Source organism: Furfurilactobacillus curtus (assembly GCF_054657915.1).
On record NZ_BAAHXU010000001.1, the window covers coordinates 1972203 to 1985004 of the forward strand.

Below are 12802 nucleotides of genomic sequence, written 5' to 3' on the forward strand. Positions count from 1 at the left end.
GGAAGGGAGGACAAACAGCTATGACTACCAGCGTTGATTTATTTAAACAAGACGGAAAGAAGTCAGGCACAGTTGAACTTAATGATGCTGTGTTTGGTATCGAACCTAATAACAATGTCATCACCGATGCCGTATTGATGCAGCGTGCATCTTTGCGCCAAGGCACGCACGCCGTTAAAAACCGCAGTGCTGTCTCCGGTGGTGGTAAAAAACCATGGCGTCAAAAAGGGACTGGTCGTGCTCGTCAAGGATCAATCCGGTCACCACAATGGCGTGGCGGTGGAATTGTCTTTGGACCAACTCCACGTTCATACGCCTACAAGTTGCCACAAAAAGTGCGTCAATTGGCAATGAAGTCTGTTTTGTCACAAAAGGTGTTAGACAAAGCCTTGGTTGTTGTTGATGCTTTAGAATTCAAAGCACCTAAAACAGCTGAATTTGCCTCAGTTTTAAACAACCTGAAAGTTGCTGAAAAGACCCTTATTGTGGTTGAAGATGACAACGAAAACGCAGCTTTGTCTGCACGCAATTTGGCTAATGTTACGGTACTAACGGCTAAAGGCGTCAATGTTTTGGACGTTGTTAACAACGACAAGATGGTGATTACCCAATCTGCTCTTTCTCAGGTAGAGGAGGTGCTCGCATAATGGAAGCACGTGATGTGATTTTACGTCCAGTTATTACCGAATCTTCAATGGCCGACATTGATGACAAACGGTACGTTTTCGACGTTGACACTCGTGCAACCAAGACTCAGGTTAAGCACGCGATCGAAGAAATCTTCGATGTAAAAGTGATTAAAGTTAACATTATGAATGTCAAAGGTCACTTGAAGCGTCAGGGTCGTTACAGTGGTTACACAAAGAAACGTCGTAAGGCGATCATTACTTTGAGCGCTGACTCAAAGGCAATTGAACTATTTAACGAAGAATAATCTCAGCTTCAAATCTATGCGCCGCTGGTGTTCGGCTCCTCACAAGGGACAACCAGCCACGGCACGAAAATCTTAGGAGGAAAGTATAGTGGGTATTAAGAGTTATAAACCAACCACTAACGGTCGTCGTAACATGACCGGCTCCGACTTTAGTGAGATTACCAAAACGACCCCTGAAAAGTCGCTATTGGAATCACAAAGTCACCGAGCAGGACGTAACAACCAAGGCCACATGACGGTTCGCCATCGTGGCGGTGGTACTAAGCGCGCCTACCGGATTATCGACTTTAAACGAATTAAAGATGATTACAAAGCAACGGTCAAGGCGATCGAATATGATCCAAACCGAACTGCTAACATCGCTTTATTGGTTTATGAGGACGGCACAAAGTCATACATCTTAGCACCGAAGGGTCTGGAAGTTGGCACTGTTGTTGAATCTGGTCCAGAAGCAGATATCAAAGTTGGGAATGCTTTACCACTGGTAAATATTCCAGTCGGGACTGTTATTCATAACATTGAATTGAAGCCTGGTAAGGGTGGTCAGATTGCCCGTTCAGCTGGGGCTTCAGCCCAGTTATTGGGTAAAGAAGGCAAGTATGCCATGCTTCGCTTGGCTTCCGGTGAAGTTCGGATGGTCTTAGTTGCTGGTCGTGCCACGATCGGGGCCGTTGGTAATGAACAACACGAATTGATCAACTTAGGTAAAGCTGGTCGTAAGCGTTATTCTGGTCAACGTCCACATGTTCGTGGATCAGTTATGAACCCTAACGATCACCCACATGGTGGTGGTGAAGGTAAAGCGCCAGTTGGTCGTCCATCGCCAATGTCACCATGGGGTAAGAAGACTGCTGGTAAGAAGACGCGGAACCACAAGGCTCTATCAAACAAGCTGATTGTGCGTGACCGTCGGAAGAAGTAAGCACGTCGATAATTAGTCGTTAATAACATGAACGCGTTAGCTAACCGCTAACTGAGAGGAGGCCACACGATGGGTCGTAGTCTTAAAAAAGGACCTTTCGCCGATGAACATCTGCTGAAGAAAATCGCTGCACAAGCCGATTCTGAAAAGAAAACTGTGATCAAAACTTGGTCACGCCGGTCAACGATCTTTCCTAGCTTCATCGGATACACAATCGCTGTTTATGACGGACGGAAACATGTCCCCGTGTTCATTTCTGATGACATGGTTGGTCACAAACTTGGCGAATTTGTGCCTACACGGACATTCCGTGGGCACGCCGGTTCCGACAAGGTAACTGGTAAATAATTAGGAGGACTGAACAATGGCTGAACAAGTTACAACTGCAAAAGCAACTGCAAGGACTGTTCGTGTCGCTGCTCGTAAGGTTCGCCTAGTTGTTGACCTTATTCGCGGCAAGAGCGTCAATGAAGCATTTGCCATTTTAAAATTCACGCCTCGTGGTGCATCTGCGGACGTAGAAAAAGTTTTGAAGTCTGCTGTTGCAAACGCTGAAAATAACTTTGACTTAGATCGTGCTGATCTAGTTGTTTCCGAAGCATTTGCTAATGAAGGACCAACCTTAAAGCGGTTCCGTCCTCGGGCTAAGGGTTCCGCATCACCAATCAACAAGCGGACAAGCCACATCACAGTAGTCGTATCTGAAAAGTAGGAGGGAACGAGCGTGGGTCAAAAAGTAAATCCAAATGGATTTCGTGTCGGTGTTATCCGCGATTGGGAAGCCAAGTGGTACGCGGACAAAGATTACGCAACTTGGTTAATCGAAGACGTGAAAATCCGTAAGTTTATTGATCAAAGACTTGCCGACGCATCTGTTTCAACCGTTGAAATCGAACGGGCTGCTGGTCGAGTGGTATTATCCATTCACACTGCAAAGCCCGGGATGGTTATCGGTAAAGGTGGGTCAGAAGTTGAAAAACTCCGTAAGGAATTAAACAGCTTAACTGGCAAGCAAGTTCATATCAACATTATTGAAATCAAAAAGCCTGACTTGGATGCCCACTTAGTTGGGGATTCAATTGCCAAGCAATTAGAGCAGCGGGTTGCTTTCCGTCGTGCAATGCGTGGTGCGATTCAACGTTCCATGCGTGCAGGTGCACACGGAATTAAGACGATGGTTTCAGGCCGTTTAAACGGCGCTGACATCGCCCGTAAAGAACGCTACTCAGAAGGAACGGTTCCGTTGCATACATTGCGGGCGGACATTGACTATTCTTGGGATGAAGCTCGGACCACTTATGGGATGATCGGTGTAAAAACATGGATCTACCGTGGTGAAGTCCTTCCTGCCAAGAAGTCAACAAATAATCAACGAGGAGGGAAATAATCATGCTGGTACCTAAACGGGTTAAGCACCGTCGGGAATTCCGCGGTCACATGCGTGGTGAAGCTAAGGGTGGTAAGACCGTTGCTTTTGGCGAATTTGGTTTACAAGCCACAACTTCATCATGGGTTTCTAACCGTCAGATTGAAGCGGCTCGTGTTGCAATGAACCGTTACATGAAGCGTGGTGGTAAAGTTTGGATCAAGATTTTCCCTCATAAGTCCTACACCTCAAAGGGTGTCGGTGTTCGTATGGGTAACGGGAAAGGGGCACCTGAAGGTTGGGTTTCTCCTGTTAAGCGCGGCAAGGTAATGTTTGAAGTTGGCGGTGTATCTGAAGCCGTCGCTCGCGAAGCATTGCGTCTTGCTAGTCACAAGCTACCCGTTAAGACGAAAATCGTAGCGCGCGAAGAAGTAGGTGGCGAATAATTATGAAAATGACTGACATTAACAAATTAACCACTGCTGAAATGCTTGATAAAGAAAAGGGCTACAAAGACGAATTATTCAATTTGCGGTTCCAATTGGCAACAGGTCAATTAGAAAACACTGCTCGATTGAAGCAAGTTCGTAAGAATATTGCCCGGTTGAAGACGGCTCTCCGTCAACAAGAATTAAGCCAAAGCAAGTAATTAGAATACGAAAGGAGAAGTTAACCTATGACTGAACGTAACGCACGTAAGGTTTACCAGGGCCACGTGGTTTCTGATAAGAATGACAAGACGATTATTGTCGCTGTTGATACTTACAAGAACCACCCAGTTTATGGTAAACGGGTTAAATACACCAAGAAATTCGTTGCGCAAGATGATAACAACGAAGCCAAAACTGGCGATATTGTACGGATCATGGAAACGCGGCCGTTGTCTAAGACCAAGCACTTCCGCCTCTTGAATGTCGTTGAAAAGGCCGTCATCCTGTAATAACCATTTCTACGTATTCTAATTAGTTGCGGAAGGAGGATAAAACCGTGATTCAACAAGAAAGTCGTTTAAAAGTTGCTGATAACTCGGGTGCCCGTGAAATCTTGACGATCAAGATTCTTGGCGGTTCAACACGGAAGTCAGCCAATATTGGTGACATCATCGTCGCTACTGTTAAACAAGCAACACCAGGTGGCGTTGTAAAAAAAGGTGATGTCGTAAAAGCCGTTATCGTACGGACCGTTTCTGGTATGCACCGGACTGATGGTTCTTACATTAAGTTTGACGATAATGCAGCAGTCATCATTTCTGATGACAAGAGCCCTCGTGGCACACGGATCTTTGGACCAGTTGCTCGTGAACTTCGTGAAGGCAACTTCATGCGGATCGTTTCTTTAGCACCTGAAGTGCTTTAATCAAGTAATCAAGCTGAATGCATAAGTTGAACAGGAGGTGCACAGCAGAATGTTCTTAAAGACTGGAGATCAAGTACGCGTTATCGCCGGTAAAGACAAAGGCAAAGAGGGCGCTGTTAAGCAAACACTTGTCAAGTCTGACCGCGTTGTCGTGGAAGGCATCAACATGGTGAAGAAACACCAAAAACCAAACAACGACTACCCACAAGGTGGGATTGTTGATGTTGAAGCCCCAATTCACGTTTCTAACGTTATGTTAATTGACCCATCAACTAAAGAACCAACTCGAGTTGGTTTTAAAGTCGAAGATGGCAAGAAGGTTCGAGTTGCCAAGAAATCTGGTAACACAATCGCTTAACTTTTGGGAAAGGAGGAAACGTTTAGAATGGCTAATCGTTTGAAAGAACGCTACGAAAAGGAAATTAAACCTTCCTTGATTGAAAAATTCAACTACACGTCAAGCATGCAAGCCCCACACATCGACAAGATTGTGCTGAACATGGGGGTTGGTGATGCGACCACTAACTCAAAGAACTTAGACGAAGCCGTTGAGGAATTAGGCTTGATTGCTGGTCAAAAACCAGTTATCACCAAGGCTAAGAAATCAATCGCTGGCTTCCGTCTTCGTGAAGGAATGTCCATTGGTGCTAAGGTAACTTTGCGCGGTGAACGGATGTATGACTTTTTAGACAAGTTGATCAATGTGTCATTACCACGTGTTCGTGACTTCCATGGTGTCTCTAACCGCTCCTTTGATGGACGTGGGAACTACACCTTAGGGGTTCGTGAACAACTGATCTTCCCTGAAATCAATTACGATAATGTTAACCGGGTTCGTGGCTTAGATATTGTTATCGTCACGACTGCTAACACTGATGAAGAATCCCGTGAACTGTTAGGTCAGCTCGGGATGCCATTTGCCAAGTAATAGGAGGCGCCACATACATGGCCAAGAAATCAATGGTTGTTAAGAGCGAACGCCCAGCTAAGTTCTCAACGCAGGCTTACACCCGCTGTGAACGTTGTGGCCGTCCGCACTCAGTTTACCGTAAGTTCCATCTTTGCCGTTTATGCCTACGGGATTTAGCTCATAAGGGTCAAATTCCTGGCATGAAGAAAGCAAGCTGGTAGGCTTCGATTTTTACTGAGAAAATTCGATTTGGATTCCTTTCAAGTCGTTTCATTTGTTTATATCGATACTAAAAGGAGGCAAATATCGATGTCTATGACAGACCCGATTGCAGACTTTCTGACACGGATTCGTAACGCGAACATGGTTCGCCACGATTCAGTTGAAGTGCCTGCATCAAAGATTAAGCGCGACATTGCCGAAATCTTGAAGAATGAAGGTTTCGTACGCGATGTTGAATACATCGACGATGATAAGCAAGGTATTATCCGTGTCTTTCTCAAATACGGTAAGGATGGCGAACGTGTCATCTCTGGTTTGAAGCGGATCTCTAAGCCTGGTTTACGTTCATACGTGAAAGCTGATTCAGTGCCAAAGGTTTTAAATGGCCTTGGTATTGCGATCATTTCCACGTCTGAAGGTGTGATCACTGATAAAGATGCTCGTCAAAAAGACGTCGGCGGCGAAGTGCTCGCTTACGTTTGGTAATCACTAAATAAGGATTGGAGGTGTAAATCGTGAGTCGTATTGGTTATAAGGTTGTAACTTTACCCGCTGGGGTTGAAGTTAAACAAAACGGCAATGATGTGACCGTTAAAGGGCCTAAGGGCGAATTAACGCGGACATTTGCTGATATTATTACTATGAAAGTTGATGGGACGGAAGTTTCGTTCACACGTCCTAGCGACGATAGCAAAGTGAAAGCTATTCATGGGACGACCCGTGCCAACTTCGCCAACATGGTTGAAGGGGTTACAGATGGTTTCAAGAAGACGCTGAAACTAGTTGGGGTTGGTTACCGTGCACAGTTGCAAGGTAAGAAGCTCATCATGAATGTTGGTTACTCGAACCCTGTTGAATTTGATGGTCGTGAAGGTGTCAGTGTTGAAGTTCCAGACAACACGACGGTCATTTTGTCCGGGATCTCTAAGCAACAAGTCGGCGACTATGCCGCTGAAATTCGTGGCATTCGTCCTCCTGAGCCTTACAAAGGTAAAGGGATTCGTTACGAAGGCGAACAGGTTCGTCGTAAGGAAGGTAAGACAGGTAAGTAAGCACATCAGCTTATTCATTTGTTTTTGCTTAAGGTGTCGCAGTGCACAGACTCACTGCGAATAAAATATGAGGTGAATTGTTGTGATTTCTAAACCAGATAAAAACAAAACACGCCAACGTCGTCATGCACGTGTGCGTGGTAAGATTTCTGGTACTGCGCAGCGCCCACGCTTGAACGTTTTTCGTTCTAATTCAAACATCTACGCGCAAGTAATTGATGACGTAGCGGGTGTGACGCTGGCAAGTGCCTCAACGTTGGATAAAGACGTTAAGGGAACCACGAAGACGGAAAAAGCAGCTTCCGTTGGTGAATTGGTTGCCAAACGTGCCAACGACAAGAAGGTCACGGATGTGGTCTTCGATCGTGGCGGTTACTTATATCATGGTCGGGTAGAAGCATTGGCTGAAGCCGCTCGTGAAAACGGACTTAAATTCTAGAGAAGGAGGAATTAACCAATGGCTTTTATCGACCCAAGCAAGTTAGATTTAGAAGATAACGTCGTTTCAATCAACCGGATCACTAAGGTTGTTAAAGGTGGTCGTCGTCTTCGGTTCTCTGCCTTAGTCGTTGTGGGGGACCACAATGGTCACGTTGGTTTTGGTACTGGTAAAGCACAAGAAGTGCCAGAAGCAATTCGTAAAGCAGTTGAAGCAGCCCACAAGAACTTAGTTGAAGTGCCAGTTGTTGGTTCAACGTTACCTCATGAAGTACTGGGTGTTTACTCAGGTTCAAAAGTGATGTTGAAGCCAGCTGTTGAAGGTTCTGGGGTTGCTGCTGGTGGCGCCGTTCGTGCCGTTATGGAACTAGCCGGTGTTGCCGATGTTACCAGTAAGTCTCTTGGTGAAAGCACACCTGTTAACGTTGTGCGTGCCACCTTTGAAGGACTTAAGGACTTAAAGCGGGCTGAAGATGTCGCTGCATTACGTGGCGTTTCTGTCGAACATTTAGCTGAATAAGGAGGACGTAACTCATGGCTAATCAAGTCAAGATTACTTTAGTGAAAAGTGCCGTTCACCAGAAGCCAAAAGTTCGTAACGTTGCGTATGGCTTAGGCCTTGGACGAGTTAACAGTTCTGTTATTCGGCCAAACAACGACGCGACTCGCGGCGCTATCATGAAGATTGCGCACTTAGTCACTGTTGAAGAAGTTAAGTAAATTCAATTTACGTGTAAGGAGGTGCCAACGAAATGAAGTTGAACGAATTACAACCAAACGAAGGTTCACGTAGTAAGCGGATGCGTCGCGGTCGCGGTGTGTCTGCTGGCAACGGTAAAACTTCTGGCCGTGGTCAAAAAGGCCAAAAGGCGCGTAGTAAGACGCGTGTCGGGTTTGAAGGGGGCCAAATGCCACTGTACCGTCGGATTCCTAAACGTGGTTTTACCAACATCAGCCGCAAGGAATTCGCTATTGTGAACTTAGCTTCATTAAACCGTTTTGATGATGGTGCTGACATTACGCCAGCAGCGCTCGTTGAAGCAGGTTTGGTGAAAAACGAAAAGAGTGGCGTTAAGATTCTTGGCAACGGTGCCGTTGAAAAGAAACTTACGGTTCACGCTAACAAATTCTCAAACGCAGCAGTTGCTGCAATTGAAGCAGCCGGCGGTAAGACTGAGGTGATCTAGTTGATCTCTACGATTTCGAATGCTTTCAAGACACGTGAAATCAGAAATAAGATCTTCTTCACCTTGTTTGTTTTAATCGTCTATCGGTTAGGCTGTTACATTACCGTTCCCGGGGTTAATGCACGTGCTTTACAAGCAGTCGCAAGCTCCGGGCTTGTTAATGTACTGAATATCTTTTCCGGTGGTGGATTAACGAACTATTCGTTGTTCGCCATGGGGGTTTCACCCTTCGTGACGGCGCAGATTGTGGTTCAATTACTTCAAATGGATATTGTGCCGCGATTTGTTGAATGGAGTAAACAAGGGGATGTAGGTCGGCGTAAGTTAAATCAAGCGACTCGTTATTTAACGATTGTTTTGGCTTTTGTCCAGTCCATTGGAATTACGGCAGGATTCAACGCTCTTAGTCCCATGCACTTAGTTAAAACGCCAAATCCACAAACGTTTATTATGATCGGGGTTCTGTTAACCGGTGGAACGATGTTTGCGACTTGGTTGGGTGATATGATTACCCAACGTGGTTTAGGAAATGGTGTTTCGATGCTGATCTTTGCTGGGATTATTGCACGCACACCAGTTGGAGTTCAGCAACTCTGGCGTGAAAACATCACCTCCGTTGCTAAAAGCCAGTTATGGCGTGGGGCGTTGTTCTTAGCCGCCATTGCAGTTCTCGTAATTATTATTATTGTCTTTGTTACGTGGGTCCAGCAGGCTGAACGACGAATTCCAATTCAGTACACACGACGCGCAACTTCGGCTGGATCCGGTAGTTATTTGCCTTTGAAGGTTAATGTTGCCGGGGTGATCCCCGTAATCTTTGCCAGTTCTTTAATTTCAACTCCACAAACGGTTTTGCTGGCGTTCCAGAAGAATCATGGGGCTGATGACTGGTATCAAATCATGTCCAAAATTTTTAACATGCAAACAACTCAGGGAGCTATCTTATACACGGTTCTTATCGTGTTGTTCACCTTTTTCTACGCTTTTGTGCAGGTCAATCCTGAAAAATTGGCTGAGAACTTGCAGAAACAAGGTGGCTATATTCCCAGTGTTTGGCCGGGACATGATACACAAGATTACATTTCACATTTGTTGATGCGGTTAAGTACTGTCGGGTCACTGTTCCTTGGCCTGGTTGCTCTAATTCCATTACTAGCTAGTGATATTTGGGGATTAGATGAATCAATCGGGTTAGGCGGAACGTCACTATTGATCGTGGTCGGTGTTGCAATTGACATAATTCGTCAACTTGACGGACTGATGATGAAGCGTCAATACGTTGGCTTCATTCAAGATGATCAGTTGGCCGCCCACGAAGCAACGGAAGAACAGGAGGATTAATCATGGCACTCAACTTGATTCTGATGGGCTTGCCTGGTGCCGGTAAAGGGACCCAAGCGCAAAAGATCGACGATGAATATCAAGTTCCGCACATTTCGACGGGGGATATTTTTCGGGAAGCAATGGCGAATGAAACTGAAATGGGTTTAGCCGCCAAAGCTTACATTGATAAAGGTGAATTGGTTCCCGACGAGGTTACGAACGGGATCGTTCGTGAACGTTTGAGTCAACCAGACGTCTTGAAAAATGGGTTCATGTTGGATGGCTATCCACGGAATCTTGATCAAGCGGCTGCGTTAGATCAAATGCTTGCCGACTCGAAACGTCACCTTGATGCCGTGATTAACATTGATGTTGATTCTGCAGTGTTAGTTGATCGCTTATCTGCTCGGTTTATCTGTCGAGTTTGTGGCGCAACTTATAATCGAATCAGTAATCCACCAAAGGTTGAAGGTACTTGCGATGTTTGTGGGTCCCATGACTTCTATCAGCGTGATGATGATAAACCTGAAACGGTTAAAAACCGGTTGGCTGTCAATATTAAGATGAATACACCTTTAGTTGATTACTACCAAGGCCAGGGTGTCTTGCACACGATCAATGGCCAACGTAAAATCGACGATGTTTTCGAGGACGTCTCCACTGTCTTACAGTCTGTCAGTGAATCGTAATTTTGGGGTTGACAAGTTCAAACCCATTATTTGCAGGACCCTTAAGAATGTGATAAAATCTCTTGGTATGGTTTGCGCAGAGTGGTGCGCCAAGAGGGTGGAAACGGTTGTTTTCGCCGTTTTTCCGTCTTTTTTTGCCACCGTATCGCAAGAATTAAAGTTCATAAGGGGAGGGAATTCTGTTTGGCAAGTGACGTAATTGAAATCGAAGGCACTGTTAAAGAAACATTGCCTAATGCGATGTTTAAAGTAGAACTTGAGAACGGTCATGAAATCTTGGCTCACGTGTCAGGTAAGATCCGAATGCATTATATTCGGATTCTGCCTGGTGACAAGGTCACCGTTGAAATGTCACCGTACGATTTGACAAAGGGTCGGATTACTTACCGTTTCAAGTAATCGTCGCCTCATAATTATGGAGGAAAAATCATGAAAGTAAGACCATCAGTAAAGCCTATGTGTGAACACTGCCGTGTGATTAAGCGTAACGGTCGTGTCATGGTGATTTGCTCTGCAAATCCAAAGCATAAGCAACGTCAAGGTAAATAATTCAGAAAAAAGGAGGTAATTGTTATGGCTCGTATTGCAGGTGTTGACCTTCCACGGGACAAGCGAATCGTGATTGGTTTAACTTACATTTTCGGAATCGGTAATACATCAGCGCAAAAGATTTTGGCTGATGCTGGTGTTAGCGAAGATATTCGAGTTCGGGACTTAGCGCCTGAAGACGAAGATAAAATTCGTGCAATTGTTGACAACTATAAGGTTGAAGGGGATCTTCGCCGGGAAGTCAGCTTGAACATCAAGAACTTACAAGAAATTGGTTCATACCGAGGCATGCGGCACCGTCGTGGTTTACCAGTGCGCGGACAGCACACGAAGAACAACGCACGGACTCGCAAAGGCCCAGCTAAAGCAATTGCTGGCAAGAAGAAGTAATTCATTTCAAATAAAGGAGGTTAGCATTTCTTATGGCAGGTAGAAAAACATCACGTAAGCGTCGTGTCAAAAAGAACGTTGAATCAGGTGTTGCGCACATTCACTCAACGTTTAACAACACGTTAGTTATGGTTACCGATGTGCAAGGGAACGCTGTGGCATGGTCTTCAGCTGGTGCTCTTGGCTTTAAAGGTAGTCGTAAATCAACGCCATTCGCTGCTCAAATGGCTGCTGAAGCCGCTGCAAAAGGCGCAATGGAACATGGAATGAAGACGGTTGAAGTTGCCGTTAAAGGACCTGGTTCTGGTCGTGAAGCCGCTATCCGTGCTTTACAATCAACTGGTCTTGAAGTGACTTCAATCCGCGATGTAACTCCAGTTCCACATAACGGATCTCGTCCTCCAAAGCGTCGTCGTGTTTAATTGATGACATCACTTTGTTGGAGTGATGGACGTTCATTGATTAAATTAGACGAGTTTTGAAAGGGGTAAACAAAAGAATGATCGAATTTGAAAAGCCAAACATTCACAAAATCGATGAAAGTGATAACTATGGGAAGTTCGTTGTTGAACCACTAGAACGTGGCTATGGAACGACCCTTGGCAACTCGCTACGACGAATTTTACTTTCATCATTGCCTGGTGCGGCTGTCACTAGTATTCAAATTGATGGTGTACTCCACGAATTCTCTACTGTTGAAGGTGTCGTGGAAGATGTTACACAGATCATTTTGAACATGAAGAAAGTTTCTTTGAAAATGGCGACCGACGAAGAAAAGGGCATGGACATTGATGTCAAGGGTCCGGCGACTGTCACAGCAGGTGACATTCAAACGGATGCTGATGTTGAAGTGATGAACCCGGATCTTTACATCTGCACAGTAGCAGACGGTGCCACTTTCCATATGCACTTAACTGCTAACAAGGGCCGTGGTTATGTTTCAGCTGATGAAAATAAAACTCGTCAGGATGATATGCCAATTGGCGTGTTACCAATCGATTCCATTTATACCCCAATCGAACGTGTAAACTACCAAGTTGAAAATACTCGTGTTGGCCAGCGTGACGACTATGACAAGTTAACTTTGGATGTGTGGACCGATAGTTCCATTTCACCAAGTGAAGCCATTAGTTTAGCTGCCAAGATCTTAACTGAACACCTTGCGATGTTTGTTGATTTAACCGATACGGCAAAAAATGCTGAAATCATGGTTGAAAAAGAAGAGACACACAAGGAAAAGATGCTCGAAATGACCATCGAAGAGTTGGATCTGTCTGTACGTTCATACAACTGTTTGAAGCGTGCTGGAATCAACACGGTTCAAGAGTTAACTGATCGGACAGAAGCGGACATGATGAAGGTTCGTAACCTTGGTCGTAAGTCACTTGAAGAAGTTAAGGCAAAATTAGCTGGCCTTGGTCTTTCTTTGAAACAAGAAGACTAGTCAGACTTATTGATAGAAGG

At 45.2% G+C, this 12802-nt stretch carries 26 protein-coding genes; all 26 read left to right on the forward strand.

Features of this window, described 5'->3' with window-relative positions; translation table 11 throughout:
• The first annotated feature begins 20 nt into the window (after nucleotides 1–20).
• The 26 genes from rplD (at nucleotide 21) to ACYQ0Y_RS09325 (ending at nucleotide 12782) form a co-directional block, all read left to right on the forward strand.
• A complete protein-coding gene (gene rplD / locus ACYQ0Y_RS09200; protein WP_407884248.1) occupies nucleotides 21–647 on the forward strand; it encodes a 50S ribosomal protein L4 in 627 nt (208 codons plus the stop codon).
• Complete coding sequence (rplW, locus tag ACYQ0Y_RS09205; RefSeq protein ID WP_407884246.1) at nucleotides 647–934, forward strand: 50S ribosomal protein L23; 288 nt, start codon at nucleotides 647–649, stop codon at nucleotides 932–934. Before rplD ends, rplW begins: the two co-directional genes overlap by 1 nt.
• Nucleotides 935–1022: 88 nt before the next feature.
• On the forward strand, nucleotides 1023–1856 hold the full coding sequence (gene rplB / locus ACYQ0Y_RS09210; RefSeq protein WP_407884244.1) for a 50S ribosomal protein L2: 834 nt from the start codon (nucleotides 1023–1025) through the stop codon (nucleotides 1854–1856).
• A 69-nt stretch (nucleotides 1857–1925) separates the two neighbouring features.
• Complete coding sequence (gene rpsS / locus ACYQ0Y_RS09215; protein ID WP_407879286.1) at nucleotides 1926–2204, forward strand: 30S ribosomal protein S19; 279 nt, start codon at nucleotides 1926–1928, stop codon at nucleotides 2202–2204.
• 16 nt (nucleotides 2205–2220) lie between these two features.
• Complete coding sequence (gene rplV, locus ACYQ0Y_RS09220) at nucleotides 2221–2568, forward strand: 50S ribosomal protein L22 (RefSeq protein ID WP_407884242.1); 348 nt, start codon at nucleotides 2221–2223, stop codon at nucleotides 2566–2568.
• A gap of 12 nt (nucleotides 2569–2580) precedes the next feature.
• The gene (gene rpsC, locus ACYQ0Y_RS09225) at nucleotides 2581–3243 is read left to right on the forward strand and encodes a 30S ribosomal protein S3 (protein ID WP_407884240.1); all 663 of its coding nucleotides are present in this window, start codon (nucleotides 2581–2583) and stop codon (nucleotides 3241–3243) included.
• Between the two features lie 2 nt (nucleotides 3244–3245).
• Nucleotides 3246–3668, forward strand: coding sequence for a 50S ribosomal protein L16 (gene rplP, locus ACYQ0Y_RS09230; protein ID WP_407884238.1), 423 nt, complete (start codon nucleotides 3246–3248; stop codon nucleotides 3666–3668).
• A 2-nt stretch (nucleotides 3669–3670) separates the two neighbouring features.
• Nucleotides 3671–3871 (forward strand): 50S ribosomal protein L29, encoded by a 201-nt coding sequence (rpmC, locus tag ACYQ0Y_RS09235; protein WP_407884236.1) that lies wholly within the window; start codon nucleotides 3671–3673, stop codon nucleotides 3869–3871.
• A 27-nt stretch (nucleotides 3872–3898) separates the two neighbouring features.
• Nucleotides 3899–4162 carry a 30S ribosomal protein S17 gene (gene rpsQ, locus ACYQ0Y_RS09240; RefSeq protein ID WP_407884234.1) on the forward strand — a complete coding sequence of 88 codons (264 nt, stop codon included), beginning with the start codon at nucleotides 3899–3901 and terminating at the stop codon, nucleotides 4160–4162.
• A 47-nt stretch (nucleotides 4163–4209) separates the two neighbouring features.
• Complete coding sequence (gene rplN / locus ACYQ0Y_RS09245; protein ID WP_017262660.1) at nucleotides 4210–4578, forward strand: 50S ribosomal protein L14; 369 nt, start codon at nucleotides 4210–4212, stop codon at nucleotides 4576–4578.
• A gap of 49 nt (nucleotides 4579–4627) precedes the next feature.
• Nucleotides 4628–4936 carry a 50S ribosomal protein L24 gene (gene rplX / locus ACYQ0Y_RS09250; RefSeq protein WP_407884232.1) on the forward strand — a complete coding sequence of 103 codons (309 nt, stop codon included), beginning with the start codon at nucleotides 4628–4630 and terminating at the stop codon, nucleotides 4934–4936.
• 27 nt (nucleotides 4937–4963) lie between these two features.
• Nucleotides 4964–5506, forward strand: coding sequence for a 50S ribosomal protein L5 (gene rplE / locus ACYQ0Y_RS09255; RefSeq protein ID WP_407884230.1), 543 nt, complete (start codon nucleotides 4964–4966; stop codon nucleotides 5504–5506).
• 17 nt (nucleotides 5507–5523) lie between these two features.
• Nucleotides 5524–5709 (forward strand): type Z 30S ribosomal protein S14, encoded by a 186-nt coding sequence (locus ACYQ0Y_RS09260; protein WP_407884228.1) that lies wholly within the window; start codon nucleotides 5524–5526, stop codon nucleotides 5707–5709.
• A gap of 88 nt (nucleotides 5710–5797) precedes the next feature.
• Nucleotides 5798–6196 (forward strand): 30S ribosomal protein S8, encoded by a 399-nt coding sequence (gene rpsH, locus ACYQ0Y_RS09265; protein WP_407884226.1) that lies wholly within the window; start codon nucleotides 5798–5800, stop codon nucleotides 6194–6196.
• Between the two features lie 29 nt (nucleotides 6197–6225).
• Nucleotides 6226–6762 (forward strand): 50S ribosomal protein L6, encoded by a 537-nt coding sequence (gene rplF / locus ACYQ0Y_RS09270; protein WP_407884224.1) that lies wholly within the window; start codon nucleotides 6226–6228, stop codon nucleotides 6760–6762.
• Nucleotides 6763–6844: 82 nt separating this feature from the next.
• A complete protein-coding gene (rplR, locus tag ACYQ0Y_RS09275; protein WP_407884222.1) occupies nucleotides 6845–7201 on the forward strand; it encodes a 50S ribosomal protein L18 in 357 nt (118 codons plus the stop codon).
• Nucleotides 7202–7219: 18 nt separating this feature from the next.
• Nucleotides 7220–7720: a 30S ribosomal protein S5 gene (gene rpsE, locus ACYQ0Y_RS09280; protein ID WP_407884220.1), complete on the forward strand. Its 501-nt coding sequence runs from the start codon at nucleotides 7220–7222 to the stop codon at nucleotides 7718–7720.
• Between the two features lie 14 nt (nucleotides 7721–7734).
• Nucleotides 7735–7920 carry a 50S ribosomal protein L30 gene (gene rpmD / locus ACYQ0Y_RS09285; RefSeq protein WP_407884218.1) on the forward strand — a complete coding sequence of 62 codons (186 nt, stop codon included), beginning with the start codon at nucleotides 7735–7737 and terminating at the stop codon, nucleotides 7918–7920.
• Between the two features lie 32 nt (nucleotides 7921–7952).
• Nucleotides 7953–8387 carry a 50S ribosomal protein L15 gene (gene rplO, locus ACYQ0Y_RS09290; RefSeq protein ID WP_407884216.1) on the forward strand — a complete coding sequence of 145 codons (435 nt, stop codon included), beginning with the start codon at nucleotides 7953–7955 and terminating at the stop codon, nucleotides 8385–8387.
• Complete coding sequence (secY, locus tag ACYQ0Y_RS09295) at nucleotides 8388–9728, forward strand: preprotein translocase subunit SecY (protein ID WP_407884214.1); 1341 nt, start codon at nucleotides 8388–8390, stop codon at nucleotides 9726–9728.
• Nucleotides 9729–9730: 2 nt separating this feature from the next.
• Nucleotides 9731–10399: an adenylate kinase gene (locus ACYQ0Y_RS09300; protein ID WP_407884212.1), complete on the forward strand. Its 669-nt coding sequence runs from the start codon at nucleotides 9731–9733 to the stop codon at nucleotides 10397–10399.
• Nucleotides 10400–10582: 183 nt separating this feature from the next.
• A complete protein-coding gene (gene infA, locus ACYQ0Y_RS09305) occupies nucleotides 10583–10798 on the forward strand; it encodes a translation initiation factor IF-1 (protein ID WP_017262672.1) in 216 nt (71 codons plus the stop codon).
• 30 nt (nucleotides 10799–10828) lie between these two features.
• Nucleotides 10829–10948 carry a 50S ribosomal protein L36 gene (gene rpmJ / locus ACYQ0Y_RS09310; RefSeq protein WP_081495882.1) on the forward strand — a complete coding sequence of 40 codons (120 nt, stop codon included), beginning with the start codon at nucleotides 10829–10831 and terminating at the stop codon, nucleotides 10946–10948.
• A 24-nt stretch (nucleotides 10949–10972) separates the two neighbouring features.
• Entirely contained in the window at nucleotides 10973–11338 is a 366-nt protein-coding gene (gene rpsM, locus ACYQ0Y_RS09315) for a 30S ribosomal protein S13 (protein WP_407884210.1), read from the forward strand.
• A 32-nt stretch (nucleotides 11339–11370) separates the two neighbouring features.
• Nucleotides 11371–11760, forward strand: a complete 390-nt coding sequence (gene rpsK, locus ACYQ0Y_RS09320) for a 30S ribosomal protein S11 (RefSeq protein WP_407884208.1) — start codon at nucleotides 11371–11373, stop codon at nucleotides 11758–11760.
• Nucleotides 11761–11837: 77 nt separating this feature from the next.
• Nucleotides 11838–12782: a DNA-directed RNA polymerase subunit alpha gene (locus ACYQ0Y_RS09325; RefSeq protein ID WP_407884206.1), complete on the forward strand. Its 945-nt coding sequence runs from the start codon at nucleotides 11838–11840 to the stop codon at nucleotides 12780–12782.
• Nucleotides 12783–12802 lie beyond the last annotated feature (20 nt).